16 protein-coding genes and 1 pseudogene are annotated in these 17,419 nt (G+C 56.1%); 13 read left to right on the forward strand and 4 right to left on the reverse strand.

The window, feature by feature from the left end; translation table 11 throughout:
* Positions 1 to 45 precede the first annotated feature (45 nt).
* Positions 46 to 1,380 (forward strand): histidinol dehydrogenase, encoded by a 1,335-nt coding sequence (gene hisD, locus RHM65_RS10435; protein WP_322184912.1) that lies wholly within the window; start codon positions 46 to 48, stop codon positions 1,378 to 1,380.
* Complete coding sequence (hisC, locus tag RHM65_RS10440) at positions 1,377 to 2,429, forward strand: histidinol-phosphate transaminase (RefSeq protein WP_322184914.1); 1,053 nt, start codon at positions 1,377 to 1,379, stop codon at positions 2,427 to 2,429. Before hisD ends, hisC begins: the two co-directional genes overlap by 4 nt.
* Positions 2,430 to 2,583: 154 nt before the next feature.
* On the opposite strand, the gene algW is transcribed toward hisC, so the two are convergent.
* A complete protein-coding gene (algW, locus tag RHM65_RS10445; protein WP_322184916.1) occupies positions 2,584 to 3,744 on the reverse strand; it encodes a Do family serine endopeptidase AlgW in 1,161 nt (386 codons plus the stop codon).
* A gap of 113 nt (positions 3,745 to 3,857) precedes the next feature.
* On the opposite strand from algW, the gene RHM65_RS10450 reads away from it, so the two are divergent.
* The 4 genes from RHM65_RS10450 to RHM65_RS10465 all read left to right on the forward strand — a co-directional run bounded on the left by RHM65_RS10450 (position 3,858) and on the right by RHM65_RS10465 (position 8,191).
* A complete protein-coding gene (locus RHM65_RS10450; RefSeq protein ID WP_322166048.1) occupies positions 3,858 to 4,616 on the forward strand; it encodes a Nif3-like dinuclear metal center hexameric protein in 759 nt (252 codons plus the stop codon).
* 132 nt (positions 4,617 to 4,748) lie between these two features.
* Positions 4,749 to 5,666 (forward strand): sulfate adenylyltransferase subunit CysD, encoded by a 918-nt coding sequence (gene cysD / locus RHM65_RS10455; protein WP_322166047.1) that lies wholly within the window; start codon positions 4,749 to 4,751, stop codon positions 5,664 to 5,666.
* 15 nt (positions 5,667 to 5,681) lie between these two features.
* On the forward strand, positions 5,682 to 7,577 hold the full coding sequence (gene cysN / locus RHM65_RS10460) for a sulfate adenylyltransferase subunit CysN (RefSeq protein ID WP_322166046.1): 1,896 nt from the start codon (positions 5,682 to 5,684) through the stop codon (positions 7,575 to 7,577).
* A gap of 182 nt (positions 7,578 to 7,759) precedes the next feature.
* Positions 7,760 to 8,191 (forward strand): hypothetical protein, encoded by a 432-nt coding sequence (locus RHM65_RS10465; protein WP_322184918.1) that lies wholly within the window; start codon positions 7,760 to 7,762, stop codon positions 8,189 to 8,191.
* Between the two features lie 248 nt (positions 8,192 to 8,439).
* Here the strand turns inward: RHM65_RS10465 and RHM65_RS10470 are convergent.
* Positions 8,440 to 8,577, reverse strand: a pseudogene (locus RHM65_RS10470) (DUF1043 domain-containing protein); the annotation flags it as partial.
* 449 nt (positions 8,578 to 9,026) lie between these two features.
* Here RHM65_RS10470 and RHM65_RS10475 point away from each other — a divergent pair.
* The 4 genes from RHM65_RS10475 to RHM65_RS10490 are packed head-to-tail and all read left to right on the forward strand — an operon-like array spanning position 9,027 to position 12,396.
* The gene (locus tag RHM65_RS10475; protein ID WP_322184920.1) at positions 9,027 to 10,640 is read left to right on the forward strand and encodes a phospholipase effector Tle1 domain-containing protein; all 1,614 of its coding nucleotides are present in this window, start codon (positions 9,027 to 9,029) and stop codon (positions 10,638 to 10,640) included.
* Positions 10,641 to 10,642: 2 nt separating this feature from the next.
* Positions 10,643 to 11,299 carry a DUF2931 family protein gene (locus RHM65_RS10480; RefSeq protein ID WP_416195136.1) on the forward strand — a complete coding sequence of 219 codons (657 nt, stop codon included), beginning with the start codon at positions 10,643 to 10,645 and terminating at the stop codon, positions 11,297 to 11,299.
* Between the two features lie 12 nt (positions 11,300 to 11,311).
* A complete protein-coding gene (locus RHM65_RS10485; protein ID WP_322185301.1) occupies positions 11,312 to 11,968 on the forward strand; it encodes a DUF2931 family protein in 657 nt (218 codons plus the stop codon).
* Positions 11,969 to 12,018: 50 nt separating this feature from the next.
* Entirely contained in the window at positions 12,019 to 12,396 is a 378-nt protein-coding gene (locus RHM65_RS10490; RefSeq protein ID WP_322184924.1) for a hypothetical protein, read from the forward strand.
* A 105-nt stretch (positions 12,397 to 12,501) separates the two neighbouring features.
* Here the strand turns inward: RHM65_RS10490 and RHM65_RS10495 are convergent, their stop codons facing one another.
* The gene (locus tag RHM65_RS10495; protein ID WP_322166043.1) at positions 12,502 to 12,936 is read right to left on the reverse strand and encodes a YhcB family protein; all 435 of its coding nucleotides are present in this window, start codon (positions 12,934 to 12,936) and stop codon (positions 12,502 to 12,504) included.
* A gap of 145 nt (positions 12,937 to 13,081) precedes the next feature.
* Here RHM65_RS10495 and RHM65_RS10500 point away from each other — a divergent pair, with 145 nt between their 5' ends.
* The 3 genes from RHM65_RS10500 (at position 13,082) to zapE (ending at position 16,284) form a co-directional block, all read left to right on the forward strand.
* A complete protein-coding gene (locus RHM65_RS10500) occupies positions 13,082 to 13,711 on the forward strand; it encodes an alpha/beta hydrolase (protein WP_322166042.1) in 630 nt (209 codons plus the stop codon).
* A gap of 67 nt (positions 13,712 to 13,778) precedes the next feature.
* Positions 13,779 to 15,122: a tryptophan--tRNA ligase gene (locus RHM65_RS10505; RefSeq protein ID WP_322184926.1), complete on the forward strand. Its 1,344-nt coding sequence runs from the start codon at positions 13,779 to 13,781 to the stop codon at positions 15,120 to 15,122.
* 67 nt (positions 15,123 to 15,189) lie between these two features.
* Positions 15,190 to 16,284 (forward strand): cell division protein ZapE, encoded by a 1,095-nt coding sequence (zapE, locus tag RHM65_RS10510; protein ID WP_322166040.1) that lies wholly within the window; start codon positions 15,190 to 15,192, stop codon positions 16,282 to 16,284.
* A gap of 86 nt (positions 16,285 to 16,370) precedes the next feature.
* Here zapE and RHM65_RS10515 read toward each other — a convergent pair whose 3' ends face one another.
* The gene (locus RHM65_RS10515) at positions 16,371 to 17,267 is read right to left on the reverse strand and encodes a GlxA family transcriptional regulator (protein ID WP_322171125.1); all 897 of its coding nucleotides are present in this window, start codon (positions 17,265 to 17,267) and stop codon (positions 16,371 to 16,373) included.
* Between the last annotated feature and the right edge of the window lie 152 nt (positions 17,268 to 17,419).

Genomic DNA, 17,419 nt, shown 5'->3' on the forward strand with positions numbered 1-17,419 from the left:
AGTCTACCGGCGCCTGAGCATCCGCCAATTATTGAGGCCTCCGCTATGACAACGACCACTGCAATTCGCCGACTCAACGCCGCTGACCCAGATTTTGCACGCCATCTGGACCATCTGCTGAGCTGGGAAAGTGTGTCCGATGACTCAGTCAATGAGCGCGTGCTTGAGATCATCAAGGCCGTTCGTGAGCGTGGCGACGCAGCCTTGGTGGAATTCACTCGACGTTTCGATGGGCTTGAAGTGGCGTCCATGGCGGAGCTGATTTTGCCTCGCGAGCGGCTAGAACTGGCGTTGACACGTATCACACCTGAACAGCGTACCGCGCTGGAAAAAGCCGCCGACCGCGTGCGTATTTATCACGAAAAGCAGAAACAGGATTCCTGGACCTACACCGAGGCCGATGGCACGGTGTTGGGCCAGAAGGTCACGCCGTTGGACCGCGCCGGGCTCTATGTGCCGGGCGGCAAAGCATCGTATCCGTCGTCAGTATTGATGAACGCGATTCCAGCAAAAGTCGCTGGCGTGACCGAAGTGGTCATGGTTGTTCCGACCCCGCGTGGCGAAATCAACGAGCTGGTGCTCGCTGCGGCCTGCATCGCCGGTGTTGATCGCGTATTCACCATTGGTGGCGCGCAAGCCGTTGCAGCCTTGGCGTACGGCACTGAAAGCGTGCCTAAAGTCGATAAGGTCGTTGGCCCCGGTAACATTTATGTCGCCACTGCCAAGCGCCACGTGTTTGGCCAGGTGGGGATCGACATGATCGCCGGTCCGTCCGAGATTCTGGTGGTATGCGACGGTTTGACCGACCCGGACTGGATAGCCATGGACTTGTTCTCCCAGGCTGAGCACGACGAAGACGCCCAAGCGATTTTGATCAGCCCGGACGCCGAGTTTCTCGACAAAGTGGCCGCAAGCATCGCCAAGCTGATGCCGACCATGGAGCGTGCGGAGATCATTCGCAGCTCGATCAACGGCCGTGGCGCACTGATTAAAGTGGCTGATATGCAGCAAGCGATTGATGTCGCCAATCGAATCGCGCCAGAGCACCTTGAGCTTTCAGTAGCCGACCCGCAAGCCTGGCTGCCGCAGATTCGCCACGCAGGCGCAATCTTCATGGGCCGTCACACATCCGAAGCTTTGGGCGATTACTGTGCCGGGCCAAATCACGTGTTGCCAACATCGGGTACTGCGCGGTTCTCGTCGCCATTGGGCGTGTACGATTTTCAAAAGCGTTCGTCGATCATTTATTGCTCCGAGCAAGGCGCCTCGGAATTGGGCAAAACGGCATCGGTATTGGCGCGAGGCGAGTCGTTGACCGCCCACGCCCGCAGCGCTGAGTTCCGAATTGTCGACAGCACCGAACAAGGAACAAAAGCATGAGCAAGTTCTGGAGTCCGTTTGTCAGCACCTTGGTGCCTTATGTGCCGGGTGAGCAACCGAAGCTGACCAAGCTGATTAAACTCAATACCAATGAAAACCCTTATGGCCCGTCGCCGAAAGCCCTGGCCGCCATGCGCGCCGGGCTGACCGACGATTTGCGTCTGTACCCGGACCCGAACAGCGATCTGCTCAAGCAAGCGGTTGCCACCTATTACGGCGTGCAACCCAATCAAGTGTTCTTGGGTAATGGTTCGGATGAAGTGCTGGCACACGTGTTCAATGCACTGTTGCGCCATGACAAACCCTTGTTGTTCCCAGACATCAGCTACAGCTTTTATCCGGTGTATTGCGGTTTGTACGGCATCGAGTTTGACGCGATAGCACTGGATGAACAGTTCCAGATTTGCGTCGAAGACTATGCCCGGCCCAACGGCGGGATCATCTTTCCCAACCCTAACGCGCCCACCGGCTGCCTTTTGGCACTGGACGCGGTGGCGCAGATGGTCACGGCCAACCCTGACTCGGTGGTGGTGGTCGACGAGGCTTACATCGACTTCGGTGGCGAAACCGCCATCAGTCTGGTGGACCGTTTTCCGAACCTGCTAGTTACCCAAACAGTGTCCAAGTCGCGTTCGTTGGCAGGATTGAGAGTGGGTCTGGCTGTAGGACATCCAGACCTGATCGAGGCGCTGGAGCGGGTCAAAAACAGCTTTAATTCATACCCGCTGGATCGCTTGGCAATCCTCGGCGCGACCGCTGCGTTCGAAGACCGTCAGTATTTTGAACGCACCTGTAAGGCAGTGATCGATAGCCGTGAGGTCTTGATCAAGCAACTGGAGGCCAAGGGGTTTGAGGTATTGCCGTCTGCGGCCAACTTCATCTTCGCCCGCCATCCGCAGCACGACGCCGCAGGTCTGGCAGCCAGATTGCGCGAGCAGGGCGTTATCGTTCGCCACTTCAAGCAAGAGCGCATCGCGCAATTCCTGCGAATCAGCATCGGTACGCCTGAGCATAACCAGGCGCTGGTCGATGGTTTGGGCGATTTGTAAAGTACCCAGTGGTCCCACAGATTCCGGCGCAGCCCGACTGTAATCCGTGGGACCGAATTTATTCGGGAATGAATTTCACATCCACATCGTCGGCGTCTGACCCGGCGCCTTCCCGAATGAATTCGGTCCCACAGTGGCTCCTACAGCGGTCGATTTATTCCTCTTCCGCCACCGGTGTTGGTGCAGGCGGTGGGCGCAATCCGACCTCGGCGTTTAGCGTCAGTTCTTTGCCATTGCGCATGACCTGGATCGCGATTTTGTCGCTTGGTTTGGTGCGCGCTACCTGGTTCATTGAGCGGCGGCCGTCACCGGCGGGCTCACCGTTGATGCTCAAAATCACATCACCCAGCAGCAAACCGGCTTTCTGCGCAGGCCCATCGCGGAATACGCCAGCGACGACAATGCCTGGACGATCCTTCAACCCGAATGACTCAGCCAGCTCCTGGGTCAGCGGCTGCACTTCAATACCCAGCCAGCCGCGAATCACTTGGCCGTGTTCGATGATCGACTTCATCACCTCCATTGCCAGCTTCACAGGGATCGCGAAACCGATGCCTTGCGAACCGCCGGACTTCGAGAAAATCGCCGTGTTAATGCCTGTCAGATTGCCGCTGGCGTCCACCAGTGCACCGCCGGAATTGCCGGGGTTGATCGCAGCGTCGGTCTGAATGAAGTCTTCGTAGGTGTTGAGGCCCAACTGATTACGCCCGGTGGCACTGATGATGCCCATGGTCACTGTTTGACCAACGCCAAACGGGTTGCCGATGGCCAGCGCGACGTCACCGATGCGGATGTTGTCGGAGCGGCCAATCGTAATGGATGGCAGGTTTTTCAGATCGATTTTCAATACTGCCAAGTCGGTCTCGGGATCGCTGCCGATGACCCTCGCGGTTGTTTCACGACCGTCTTTCAACGCCACAACGATTTGATCGGCACCACTGGTGACGTGGTTATTGGTCAGCAAGTAGCCTTCGGGGCTCATGATCACTGCTGAGCCGAGGCTTGATTCCATGCGCCGCTGTTTAGGCAAGTTATCGCCGAAAAACCGGCGGAATTGTGGGTCTTCGAATAATGGATGGGTAGTTTTGTTGACGACTTTGGTGGTGTACAGATTGGCAACGGCGGGGGCGGCAATTGTCACCGCGTCGGCATACGACACCGGGCCTTGTTGTACCGTTGACGACTGTGGCGCTTGTTGAAGATTAACGTCCAGACTGGGTAAGCCAACCCATTGCGGGTAACGCTGGATAATCAGCATGGCGATTAGCACACCTGCCAGCAGGGGCCAAGCAAAGAAGCGCAGTGCCTTGAACATTGAAAAGGTCCTGAGAAATGCCAAGCGCAGCAGCTTTTTGCCGGGGTTGCGCCATAATGGCGGGCATTATACGAGTACCTAGCAGCGCTGAACTGCCTATTTAGGAGTCTTTTATGGCTGTTGCCCTGAGCACCCTGGTCGAGGAAGCGGACCGTTACCTTAACTGCGCGCGGATCCAGGATTACTGCCCCAACGGTTTGCAGGTCGAAGGCCGTCCGCAAGTGATGCGCATCGTCAGTGGCGTCACTGCCAGTCAGGCGTTGCTGGATGCAGCAGTCGAAGCCCAAGCGGATTTGATCCTGGTTCATCACGGGTATTTTTGGAAAGGCGAGGACCCCTGCGTTGTCGGAATGAAACAGCGTCGCCTAAAGACGTTGCTCAAACATGACATCAGCTTACTCGCCTACCATCTGCCGCTGGATCTGCACCCCGACGTGGGCAATAACGTGCAACTGGCACGGGAGCTAGACATCACGGTAGAAGGACCGCTGGACCCGGAAAACCCGCGCATCGTCGGGCTGGTGGGCTCATTGGCAGAGCCGATGACGCCGCGCGATTTTGCTCGGCGGGTACAGGATGTTCTCGGTCGTGAGCCGCTGCTGATCGAAGGCAGCGAGATGATTCGGCGCGTGGGGTGGTGCACGGGCGGCGGTCAGGGCTATATCGATCAGGCGGTCTTGGCAGGGGTCGATCTTTATCTAAGCGGCGAAGCGTCGGAACAGACGTTCCATAGCGCGCGGGAAAACAACATCAGCTTCATCGCCGCCGGGCACCACGCCACCGAGCGTTACGGAGTCAAGGCGCTGGGCGATTATCTGGCAAAGCGCTTTGCGCTTGAGCATCTGTTTATCGATTGCCCGAACCCGATCTGAGCCCGAACGAAGCGGTCTATGGGTAGATCGTTTCGATCTAACCAGGCCACTAATATAAGCAGACGCTGTGATAAAGTGTGCGGCTCGAACACGGCCCGCTGGCCGTTCATCTGTACGTTTCCGTGAGTAGCCATGGTCGACAAACTGACGCATCTGAAACAGCTGGAGGCGGAAAGCATCCATATCATCCGCGAGGTTGCCGCCGAGTTTGATAACCCGGTGATGCTCTACTCCGTCGGCAAAGACTCAGCCGTAATGCTGCACCTGGCGCGTAAAGCGTTCTTTCCCGGAAAGCTGCCTTTTCCGGTAATGCACGTCGACACCCGGTGGAAGTTCAAGGAAATGTACGCCTTCCGCGACCGGCTGGTTGAAGAGCTGGGCCTTGACTTGATCGTGCACGTCAACCCCGATGGTGTTGCGCAGGATATCAATCCGCTGACCCACGGCAGCGCCAAGCACACCGACATCATGAAGACCGAGGGCCTCAAGCAGGCGCTGGACAAACATGGTTTCGATGCGGCGTTCGGCGGCGCACGTCGTGATGAAGAGAAGTCTCGTGCCAAAGAGCGCGTCTACTCGTTTCGCGATAACAAACACCGTTGGGACCCGAAAAACCAACGTCCTGAGCTGTGGAATGTCTATAACGGCAAGGTCAACAAGGGCGAATCGATCCGCGTATTCCCGTTGTCGAACTGGACTGAGCTCGATATCTGGCAGTACATCTACCTCGAAGGCATCCCGATCGTACCGCTGTATTTCGCGGCCGAACGTGAAGTCATCGAGATGAATGGCACCTGGATCATGATCGACGACGATCGCCTGCGTAATCACCTCAGCGAAGAAGACCGCGCACGCATCGTCAAAAAGAAAGTCCGCTTCCGCACACTGGGCGACTACCCGTTAACGGGCGCGGTCGAGTCCGAGGCGACCAGCCTCACCGACATCATTCAGGAAATGCTCCTGACGCGAACTTCCGAGCGCCAAGGCCGAGTCATCGATCACGATGGCGCAGGGTCGATGGAAGAAAAGAAACGTCAGGGCTATTTCTAAACAGGGTGTCTCACAATGTCGCATCAATCTGAATTGATCAGCGAGGACATCCTCGCCTATCTGGGCCAGCACGAACGCAAGGAACTGCTGCGCTTTCTCACCTGCGGTAACGTCGACGACGGCAAAAGCACGCTGATCGGCCGCTTGCTGCATGACTCCAAAATGATCTACGAAGATCACTTGGAAGCGATTACTCGCGATTCGAAGAAAGTCGGCACCACCGGCGATGACATCGATCTGGCATTGCTGGTCGACGGCCTTCAGGCCGAGCGCGAGCAGGGCATCACCATCGATGTTGCTTACCGCTATTTCTCCACCGCGAAACGCAAATTCATCATCGCCGACACACCTGGCCATGAGCAGTACACCCGCAACATGGCCACAGGCGCCTCGACCTGTGACTTAGCGATCATTCTGGTGGATGCTCGCTACGGCGTGCAGACCCAGACCCGTCGTCACAGCTTTATCGCGTCGTTGCTGGGTATCAAGCACATCGTAGTGGCCATCAACAAGATGGACCTAAAAGGCTTCGATGAAGGCGTGTTCGAGTCGATCAAAGCCGATTACAAAAGCTTTGCCGATGGCATCGCGCTCAAGCCGACCACCATGCATTTCGTTCCGATGTCGGCCCTAAAAGGCGACAACGTGGTGAACCACAGCGAGCGTTCGCCGTGGTACACCGGCCAAACGCTGATGGAAATCCTTGAAACGGTTGAAGTGGCGGCTGATCGCAACCTCACCGACCTGCGATTCCCGGTGCAATACGTCAACCGTCCCAACCTGAATTTCCGTGGTTTCGCCGGCACATTGGCCAGCGGCGTCGTACACAAGGGCGACGAAATCGTCGTACTGCCGTCAGGGAAAACCAGCCGAGTCAAATCCATCGTCACCTTCGATGGTGAGTTGGAACAGGCGGGCCCCGGCCAGGCCGTGACCTTGACCATGGAAGACGAGATCGACATCTCCCGTGGCGACTTGCTGGTACACGCTGACAGCATTCCGCAAATCTCCGACACCTTCGACGCCATGCTGGTGTGGATGGCAGAAGAACCGATGCTGCCGGGCAAGAAATACGACATCAAACGCGCCACCAGCTACATACCGGGCTCGATTGCCAGCATCAGCTACAAAGTCGACGTCAACACCTTGGCTGAAGGCCCTGCCAGCGAGTTGAAGCTGAACGAAATCGGTCGCGTCAAAGTCAGCCTCGACACCGCGATTGCGTTGGACGGTTACGACAGCAACCGCACCACCGGTTCGTTCATCATCATTGATCGGTTGACCAACGGCACGGTCGCCGCGGGCATGATCATCGCCCGGCCAATCGTCGCCGGTGCCAGCCACCACGACCATAAAGCCCACGTAGCCACTGAAGAGCGTGCTCGTCGCTTTGGTCAGCAGCCAGCAACGGTGTTGTTCAGCGGCTTGTCGGGCGCGGGCAAAAGCACCTTGGCTTACGCGCTGGAGCGCAAGCTGTTCGACATGGGCCGAGCGGTGTTCGTCCTTGATGGCCAAAACCTGCGTCACGACCTGAATAAAGGCCTGCCGCAAACCCGTGCCGGTCGTACTGAAAACTGGCGGCGTGCGGCGCACGTTGCGCGTCAGTTCAACGAAGCGGGCTTGCTAACACTGGCGGCATTCGTTGCGCCGGACGCCGAAGGCCGGGAGCAAGCCAAAACGCTGCTGGGTGCTGATCGTCTGATAACGGTCTACGTCCAGGCATCGCCTACCGTTTGCCGCGAGCGAGACCCACAAGGCCTGTATGCCGCCGATGGCGACAACATCCCAGGTGAGTCCTTCCCGTACGACGTGCCATTGAATGCGGATCTGGTGATCGACACGCAATCGCTATCCATTGAAGACAGCGTCAAGCAAGTGCTGGAACTGCTACGGAGCCGCGGCGCGATCTGATCGCAACGCGCCCATAAAAACCCCGCGAAGGAGAGATTCTTCGCGGGGTTTTTTATGGGCCATGCTTGGTTCGCGAGGCGACGCTCGCCACAATTTGGCGCTTATCAAACTACTGTTTCTTAAGACGAACGGCCATCTGTGGGGCCAATTTGTTGGCGAAGGTCCTTTGGAGATTAGCAATCATGCTCTACGATCCATTGACGCAGACGACCGCAAGCAGCCGCAAATCCCGTGGGAGCAGGCTTGCCTGCGAAGAGGCCATCATCACGCCGCCGATTTCAGCCGAAAAACCTGGTTTGCCTGCAATGACGCTTTCGTTGGCAAGCCAACTCCCACAGAGATTCGGGTCTGGTCAGGAACAGCGCGTCGTGGCCTTCGCGAATGAATTCGCTCTCACAGAGATTGCAATCAATCTCTACGATCCATTGACGCAGACGACCGCAAGCAGCCTCAAATCCCGTGGGAGCAGGCTTGCCTGCGAAGAGGCCCATCATCACGCCGCCGATTTCAGCCGAAAAACCTGGTTCGCCTGCAATGACGCTTTCGTTGGCAAGCCAACTCCCACAGAGATTCGGGTCTGGTCAGGAACAGCGCGTCGTGGCCTTCGCGAATGAATTCGCTCCCACAGAGATTGCAATCAATCTCTACGATCCATTGACGCAGACGACCGCAAGCAGCCGCAAATCCCGTGGGAGCAGGCTTGCCTGCGAAGAGGCCCATCATCACGCCGCCGATTTCAGCCGAAAAACCTGGTTCGCCTGCAATGACGCTTTCGTTGGCAAGAATCTCCCACAGCGCCCATACAAAAAAGCCCGCCATTCATTCCGAACGGCGGGCTTTTTGTTGATGCGTGCCGCTCACATCACTTTTTCAAACCGTAATGCTCGTCCAGCATGCCGGGTGCATTTGGGGTCTTGGGCGCGTAATCCTTTGGCGCTTCAGAGTTGCGCGGTGGGGTCAGGCGGTCCCGAGGTGCTTGCGTGGTGTCAGCGTGCAAGCTGATCGAATAACCTATTTTTTATCGTACGTCATACTTGGGCTCTTCGGACTTGGGTGGAATAATAAGAGCGATAATACATCTGCTATGTAGGATTTTTTACCTTTCTATGTCAGGGGCGTCTGATGACGCTTCCGAAACTTATGATAGAGATTACCAATACTTGAAACTCGCTACTATCTGTAGGAAATATCCCACTCAGATAACGGAAATTGGAGCTTTTTAAATGGCATAAATCCGCTTGTTAAATAAACTTAATCGTCGTATTTTTCCGCAACCAAATTATTAGTACATATGTATCTATACACTGACTGCCTGGACTTCAGTGCTGGGACGGTTGCACCTATAGCAGCCTCATTCGTCTTAAGTGCGCCATTTTGAGCAACAAGTGCGCAAATAGTTGCGCAGTCTAAAACGGCTAGTGTTTGAACAGTTATTCAGGAGTACCGCTTGTGGAAAAACACGACCCCAATTCCTGCCGGGTATGTTTGGCGAACCGGCCTAAAGAAATGACCCCTCAGCAACTCGCCGCCCGCGAAGAAATGCAAAAGCCCTTCCTGGCGGCAATTGCCCAAGGAGAGGCACACCGGCAAGAGGTCTATCGCAGGGTGGAGGAACAGAAAAAACGCGAGCGCGCAAGCAAGGTGCCGGTCTTCTTGACCATTGGTGTGTTCTTCGATGGCACCTGCAATAACGCCAGCAACACCGCGCAAGGCATTATGTGTGGCGCGCATCACCCGATTCAGCCGCAAGACCTCGACGCCAGTTGCAAGCCGTACATGGCGGATCCAGACAGCAGTTATGGGAATGATTTAAGCAATGTAGCGAAGTTATATCGCCTTTATCACGCACCCAAAAGGTTCGAGGAAGCGGAGGTAGGGGAACAAAGTTCGTTCGCCTACCGAAAAATCTACGTCGACGGTATAGGGACTGTGGCGGGAGAAGAAGACAGCAAGCTCGGGTCAAGCCTCGGGCGTGGCGAGACTGGCGTGGCCGAACGTGTGCAGTCGGTGTTCGTTGCGATAGGTCGACATATCCGGGATATACATAAGCAAGATCCGAATAATGAAATCACCCATATCATCTTTGACGTCTTCGGTTTCAGTCGAGGCGCCGCGGCGGCCAGGCACTTTGCCACAGAAGTCGCCAAAGTTAGGAGCGGTCCCTTAGGCGTTGTGCTCAATAGCTATAAGATTGCATTCAGCCCCAAATTCATGGGCCAATACAAAAAACACATCCGCATTGGATTTATTGGCCTGTTCGATACCGTGGCGGCTACGGGTGGGTTGAGTAACTTGCTGAATGTCAGCAGTTCAATTACCCCTGGGTTAAACATTGCGTTGCCACCGTCAGACTTCAGACACGTGGTGCAATTAGTAGCCCGCGACGAGTGTCGAGACAATTTCGCCCTTAATAAAATAGGCCCCGATCATCCTGAAATTATCGTGCCCGGAGTCCACTCGGACGTTGGAGGCGGCTATCGCGCCGAGGCGGACGAATGCGTGCTGATCACCCCCATGCAGGCGCTGACGGTCGCGGAAAACTGTGACGTAAAAACCACATCCATTTACTACGACGCGCTGCAGGCCAAAATGCACATGATCGCTAAAGGCTGGCCCGCTGAGATGCTGGAGATTATAACCCCGCCCTCTACGGAGTTAGCGATCGACCCGCAGGATCGACAGGCTCCCCGACAAAAAAGAGTGTTTGCTGGTTTACAACTCAAGCGAACAGTTCGAGGAGAGTTATCGCGAGTTTATTTGCGGGTGATGTACACGCTGGCGAAACAAAAGAAGGTACGGTTTATCGATATCGAGGAGCAGCGTGCTGACTACAAGCTCCCTAAAGAACTCCAATCGCTGTGTGATCAATTTGTCGCAGGTGAGTACAGCACCACTGCGGCTGAAGAGGCGCTTTTAAAACTGCGCTATATCCATACCTCTGCCCATTGGAACAACCCCGTGACTAAGCGAGATGGGACAGGCCTAAAGCTTTTTTACTTTAATGCACCGACTGCAAATGGCATACGCGTCCAACACCCACACGCAATCAAAGGTGAACGATGAAGATCAAGAAGTTGTGGGCACTATTGGGGCTAGTTCTGATCGCTGGATGCCAAGCCGCCGACCCATTGTCTGGCGTAAATGACCCCCATCACCCATGGTGGGATTTACGGTTTTCTGCACCAAGGTATATGACGGGTTGGGTCGAGATGAGCGCGGTGGTGGATATCAATAACCGATTCTTTCCACGCAGAGGCGGCGGCGCTATCGGCACCGGAGCTTTTCGGAACGACGGCATCGAATATGCCCATGGATGGGCGGATACCGGCGGAAACGGAAGTTTTGTCACCGGCGCCGATCTCCCGAAGCGGGTCTTCGTGCGCTGGCAGTCCTCGGTTGAGCCCCAAACCTACCAAGGCTGGATTGAAATCTCGGAAGAAGCCCGACAACTGATGCGCCACTCCATCGCTCGACGGTGCGCCGAGGACCCGGAGGACCCCGCTTCTTGGCACCCGAGCATGACCTTGGGACTTGCCCCCGGCGGTATTGTTCAAGTGTGGGTGTGGGATGAGTGTTTACGCCGAGTCGCCTTTAACCGCGCTCAAGTTGGGATAGAACCTTTAGGTCCGGACCTTGGCAAATCAAACGGGCACTACTTCCAACAAACCAAAGATTCGAAGCAATACGTCGAACGCTTCGGCATTCCTTATGGCAGTTGGTGATCCCGGATGATTATCAGAAAACTCGCTGCATTATTGGGTCTAGCTCTGATCGCAGGATGCCAAGCCGCCGACCCATTGTCTGGCGTAAATGACCCCCATCACCCATGGTGGGATTTACGGTTTTCTGCACCGTACTATATGACGGGTTGGGTCGAAATGGGCGCGGTGGTGGATATCAATAACCGATTCTTCCCACACCTAGGTGCCGGTGGAATTGGCATTGAAGTTTTCCAGAACGACGATATCGAAGATGCTAGAGGATGGTCGGATACCGGCGGAAACGGGAGTTTTGTCACCGGCGCCGATCTCCCGAAACGGGTCTTCGTACGCTGGCAGTCCTCGGTCGAGCCTCAAACCTACCAAGGCTGGATAGAGATCCCGGAAGAAGCCCGACAACTGATGCGCCACTCCATCGCTCGACGGTGCGCCGAGGACCCGGAGGAACCCGCTTCTTGGCACCCCAGCATGACCTTGGGACTTGCCCCCGGCGGTATTGTTCAAGTGTGGGTGTGGGATGAGTGTTTACGCCGAGTCGCCTTCAACCGCGCTCAAGTCGAAGTCGAGCCTTTAGGCCCGTATCTGGGTAAATCAAACGGGCATTACTTTCAACAAACCGAAGATTCGAAGCAATACGTCGAACGTTTCGGCATTCCTTATGGCAGTTGGTAAGCCCCCGTCATCACCCTCAACCCTCAGCATTTACAATCATGGAGAAACAAATGAAAGGAATCGTCCTACTCGTTTCAGCCCTATTCCTAGCCGCCTGCTCCCATGATGATAGCGCGCCATCCAACGATTTAATTGGCAACTATTATTTACAAGGGGTCATGGAAATGGCCTCGCAGCTGTCGCTTCAAGGGGGCAGTAACTTTGAAGCCGTCGTTGAATATGGCTCCGCTGACGGTTATGCAAAGGGTAAATGGTCACAAGACGGACAACGGCTAACGTTGCGCCGGAATTACGAGGGATTGAACGGCGAAAATGACATCAGCCAGTTCTTCGACGAGATGGTTTTAGTTATCGGCGACGATTGCCTGACTATCGAAGAATCGCGTGGCTGTTACGTCAAATTGCCAAAACGCCACGCCTCGGAATAGGGTTGGCCCGTGTGGACTGCGAGAGTACGACCCGACCGCATGTGACTAAAAAAACCCGCCATTCATTCCGAACGGCGGGCTTTTTGTTGATGCGTGCCGCTCACATCACTTTTTCAAACCGTAATGCTCGTCCAGCATGCCGGGTGCATTTGGGGTCTTGGGCGCGTAGTCCTTTGGCGCTTCAGAGTTGCGCGGTGGGGTCAGGCGGTCCCGAGGTGCTTGCGTGGTGTCAGCGTGCAAGCTGGCGAGTAAACGCTGACGCGTTTGCTCATCCAAGGCCAGGCGGTTGGCACCATCGGCAAGGTGTTCCTGTACTTCCTGATAGCTCTGCGAAAGCTTGTTCACCAGATTCGCCGTGCTGTTGAAGTGGGTGACTACCTCGTTCTGATAACTATTGAAGCGCTCCTGAACATCATCCAGCTGACGCTGAGTGCTGCTCGGGGCAGCGTTGGGCAGCAGACGTGCGACCAGGAAACCAATGACCACACCTGCAACCAGGGCGATAGTCGGCAACAACCAAACTAAGAGCGAGTGTTCCACGAGTCCTTCCTCTATAAACGGCTTTGCTTTACGTTAACGGCTCGAACCTGCGCTGTATACCGCGACACGCTCACGGATATGCCAGACACAGACAATCAGCTAGACGAGTCGACCCAATTCGAGGTCACGGAGTTCATTTTTGCTCATGCGCGAAACCCCTGTATTGATTGATGGCCCAGTCGGCCAAATCGAAGCCCTTTACCTCGATACCGAGGGCGCTCGCGGTGTGGCGCTGATCTGCCATCCTAACCCGGTGCAGGGCGGGACCATGCTAAATAAGGTCGTATCGACATTGCAGCGAACCGCACGCGACGCGGGTTTGATCACCTTGCGCTTCAACTATCGCGGAACCGGCGCCAGCGCCGGCACCCATGACATGGCGTCCGGCGAAGTCGATGATGCCCAAGCGGCGGCGCAGTGGTTGCGCAATAAACACCTCGATTTGCCGATGACGCTGCTGGGCTTCTCGTTTGGCGGCTTTGTCGCAGCCAGCCTCGGTGGGCGTCTGGAAGCCAAGGGTGAAAAATTGGCGCATTTGTTCATGGTGGCCGCTGCGGTCACGCGCCTGAGCGCCGATCACTCGTTGCCGCAAAACTGTCCGATCACCTTGATCCAGCCAGAAACCGACGAGGTGATCGATCCGCAGGCCGTCTATGACTGGTCCGATGCCCTCAAGCGCCCCCATGAGCTGCTGAAAGTGGCAGAATGCGGACACTTTTTTCACGGCAAGCTGACTGACCTCAAAGAGTTGGTCCTGCCACGCCTTTCGAATTGATTGCAGCCAGAAGCGCCTGACCCTGTGGGCGCCTAACCTGCCTTACTCTAATAAGCAGCCACTAGCCATGACCACTCGTATCCTGACCGGTATTACCACTTCCGGTACGCCGCACCTCGGCAACTATGCCGGTGCCATTCGCCCGGCGATCATCGCCAGCCGCCAGAGCGATGCGGATTCGTTCTACTTCCTGGCTGATTATCACGCCCTGATCAAATGCGACGACCCGCTGCGCATTCAGCGTTCGCGTCTGGAAATCGCTGCGACTTGGCTGGCTGCCGGCCTTGATGTTGATCGAGTCACGTTTTATCGCCAGTCCGACATCCCGGAAATCCCTGAGCTGACTTGGCTGTTGACCTGTGTAGCGGCCAAGGGCTTGCTCAACCGCGCGCACGCTTATAAAGCCTCGGTGGACAAAAACGTTGAAGCCGGTGAAGACCCGGACGCCGGTATCACGATGGGTTTGTACAGCTACCCGGTGCTGATGGCGGCTGACATCCTGATGTTCAACGCGCACAAAGTGCCGGTCGGCCGTGATCAGATCCAGCACGTGGAAATGGCCCGCGACATTGGTCAGCGTTTCAACCACCTGTTCGGCCAAGGCAAAGAATTTTTTGTCATGCCCGAAGCGTTGATTGAAGAAAGCGTCGCCACGCTGCCGGGCCTGGATGGTCGCAAAATGTCGAAAAGCTACGACAACACCATTCCGTTGTTCAGCAATGCCAAAGAGATGAAAGCCGCGATTTCGCAGATCGTCACCGACTCGCGCGCGCCGGGCGAAGCCAAAGATCCAGACAACTCGCACCTGTTTACCCTCTATCAAGCCTTCGCCACCCCGGAGCAAGGCGCTGAGTTCCGTTCTGAGCTATTACAGGGCTTGGGTTGGGGCGAGGCCAAGCAACGTTTGTTCGCGTTGCTTGACGCTGAGCTGGGGGAGGCCCGCGAGAGTTATCACGGTTTCATGGCGCGTCCCGCCGACCTGGAAGATATTCTGCTCGCCGGTGCGGTAAAAGCCCGCGCCGTCGCGACGCCGTTCCTCGGCCAATTGCGTGAGGCGGTGGGCCTGCGGTCGTTCCGCAGCGTTGTGCAAAACGCCGACAGCGGGAAGAAAAAAGCCGCCAAAGGCGTGCGGTTTGTCAGCTTCCGTGAAGACGACGGCAGCTTCCGTTTTCGCCTGCTCGCCGCCGACGGTGAGCAATTGTTACTGTCGCGCACGTTCGCTGATGGCAAAACGGCGGGTGCGGTCAGCAAGCAATTGCAGCTGGGTGGCGAGCTGGACCTGCGCAGCGAGGATGATCGCTTCACGGTATGGCTCGACGAAGCGTGTGTGGCGGACAGCCCTGAGTTTGCCGACAGTTTCGCGCGGGATGCAGCCATCGAAAACCTCAAGCGCGCGTTAGCCCCGCAATAGGTCTGATTGCCATTTCCAAGGGCCGTCGCTACAGTGGCGGCCCGTTTTTGTCGCCTTGTTAACGAATATGACTCCCCTAGAACGATATCAAGCTGATCTGAAGCGCCCCGACTTCTTCCATGATGCCGCGCAGGAAACTGCTGTGCGCCATCTGCAACGCCTGTACGACGACCTGGTCGCTGCGCAGCACAGCAAGCCGGGTCTGCTCGGCAAGCTGTTCGGCAAGAAGCCCCAGGCGCCCGTCAAAGGTTTGTATTTTTGGGGTGGCGTTGGCCGTGGCAAGACGTACCTGGTCGACACCTTCTTCGAAGCCTTGCCGTTCAAAGAAAAAGTCCGAACTCACTTCCACCGCTTTATGAAGCGTGTGCACGAAGAAATGAGGACGCTCAATGGCGAGAAAAACCCGCTGATCATTATCGCCAAGCGCTTTTCCGATGAGGCGCGGGTGATTTGTTTCGATGAGTTTTTCGTTTCGGACATCACCGACGCCATGATCCTTGGCACCCTGATGGAAGAATTGTTCAAAAACGGCGTGACCCTGGTCGCGACGTCGAACATTGTCCCGGACGGTTTGTATAAAGATGGTCTGCAGCGTGCGCGTTTTCTGCCGGCCATTGCGTTGATCAAAGTCAACACCGACATCGTCAACGTCGACAGTGGCGTGGACTATCGCTTGCGTCACCTTGAGCAGGCTGAGCTGTTTCACTTCCCGCTGAACGACGCCGCCGAAGAAAGTCTGCGCAAAAGCTTCAAGGCCCTGACCCCAGAGTGCACTCAGGCGACTAAAAACGATGTGCTGATGATCGAGAACCGCGAAATCCGGGCGATGCTCACTTGTGATGACGTGGCCTGGTTTGATTTTCGTGAATTGTGCGACGGCCCGCGCAGCCAGAACGACTACATCGAACTCGGCAAGATCTTCCACGCGGTGTTGATCAGCGGTGTTGAGCAGATGAGCGTCAAAACCGACGACATCGCCCGACGCTTCATTAATATGGTCGACGAATTTTACGATCGCAACGTCAAGCTGATCATCTCGGCTGAAGTTGAGCTCAAGGATTTGTACACCGGCGGTCGTCTGAACTTTGAGTTCCAGCGCACGTTGAGCCGACTGCTGGAAATGCAATCCCACGAATTCCTGTCGCGGCCACATAAGCCCTAGGGGCAGTTGCGAGCTGCAAGCTTCAAGCTGCAAGAAGGGTGAAACTGATTCGCTTGTAGCTTGTAGCTCGCAACGTGCAGATGCTCTCAGGCTTCCTGCTGAAACTGCTGGCGGTACTGGTTGGGTGACAATTCCGTGTGCTGGCGAAACAGGCGCGCGAAGAAGCTGGCGTCGTCGTATCCGACCTCATAGCTTATCGTCTTGATGCTTTTGCGCGTTCCGGACAGCAAGCCTTTGGCCGTTTCGATGCGCATTCTTTGCAAATAATGCAGCGGCTTGTCGCCGGTGGCCGTCTGGAAGCGGCGCATGAAGTTACGGATGCTCATGCTGTGCTCGCGCGCTACGTCTTCGAAACGAAACTTGTCGGCAAAATGCTCTTCGAGCCATTGCTGAATTTGCAGGATACTCACGTCTTGGTGCAGTTTCTGCCCACCAAATCCCATCCGCCCCGGCACGTAGCTGCGCTGTACTTCGTAAAGAATGTCACGCGCCACGGCTTGGGCAACGTTGGCCCCGCAGAAACGTTCGATCAGGTAGATGTAGAGATCGCAGGCTGAGGTCGTGCCGCCAGCGCAATACAGGTTGTCGGCGTCGGTCAGGTGTTTTTCTGGATTGAGCAGCACCTTTGGAAAACGCTGCGCAAACTCGGTAAAAGCGCGCCAATAGGTGGTCGCCTCCTTGCCGTCCAGCAAGCCAGCTTGTGCCAGCCAGAACACCCCGCTGGCCTCGCCACACAGCACGGCGCCCTTGGCGTGTTGTTCGCGTAGCCATGGCAAAACCTGGGGGTATCGCTGGCACAGCGCATCGAAATCATCCCAAAACGCCGGCAGGATAATCACATCGCTCTGTTCCAGGCCGCCCTCTACGGGCAGCATGACTTCGCTGAAGCTGCGTACCGAAAGTCCGTCAGGGCTAACGATTCGAGTCTCGAAAGTGGTCTTCAGGCCTTGGCCGAGCTGTTTTCCATAGCGCAGGCTGGCCAGGTGGAAGAAGTCTTTGGCTTGCATCAGGGTCGAGGCGAATACCCCATCAATGGCCAGGATGCTGACGCGCCGCAACGGCGCGGAGTGCTGGGTAGACATAATTCTTTTTCTTATATGGGAAAGTGGTCAAGCGACGGCTGGATCGTCTTATT

The organism is Pseudomonas sp. CCI4.2, assembly GCF_034350045.1.
Lineage (GTDB): Bacteria > Pseudomonadota > Gammaproteobacteria > Pseudomonadales > Pseudomonadaceae > Aquipseudomonas.

Excerpts from the sequence above, each read along its gene's own strand:
- hisC (WP_322184914.1), top strand. The coding sequence starts at position 1,377 with ATGAGCAAGTTCTGGAGTCCGTTTGTCAGCACCTTGGTGCCTTATGTG.
- hisD (WP_322184912.1), top strand. The coding sequence starts at position 46 with ATGACAACGACCACTGCAATTCGCCGACTCAACGCCGCTGACCCAGAT.
- RHM65_RS10505 (WP_322184926.1), top strand. The coding sequence starts at position 13,779 with ATGACCACTCGTATCCTGACCGGTATTACCACTTCCGGTACGCCGCAC.
- RHM65_RS10465 (WP_322184918.1), top strand. The coding sequence starts at position 7,760 with ATGCTCTACGATCCATTGACGCAGACGACCGCAAGCAGCCGCAAATCC.
- zapE (WP_322166040.1), top strand. The coding sequence starts at position 15,190 with ATGACTCCCCTAGAACGATATCAAGCTGATCTGAAGCGCCCCGACTTC.
- RHM65_RS10450 (WP_322166048.1), top strand. The coding sequence starts at position 3,858 with ATGGCTGTTGCCCTGAGCACCCTGGTCGAGGAAGCGGACCGTTACCTT.
- cysN (WP_322166046.1), top strand. The coding sequence starts at position 5,682 with ATGTCGCATCAATCTGAATTGATCAGCGAGGACATCCTCGCCTATCTG.
- RHM65_RS10490 (WP_322184924.1), top strand. The coding sequence starts at position 12,019 with ATGAAAGGAATCGTCCTACTCGTTTCAGCCCTATTCCTAGCCGCCTGC.
- algW (WP_322184916.1), bottom strand. The coding sequence starts at position 3,744 with ATGTTCAAGGCACTGCGCTTCTTTGCTTGGCCCCTGCTGGCAGGTGTG.
- RHM65_RS10500 (WP_322166042.1), top strand. The coding sequence starts at position 13,082 with ATGCGCGAAACCCCTGTATTGATTGATGGCCCAGTCGGCCAAATCGAA.
- cysD (WP_322166047.1), top strand. The coding sequence starts at position 4,749 with ATGGTCGACAAACTGACGCATCTGAAACAGCTGGAGGCGGAAAGCATC.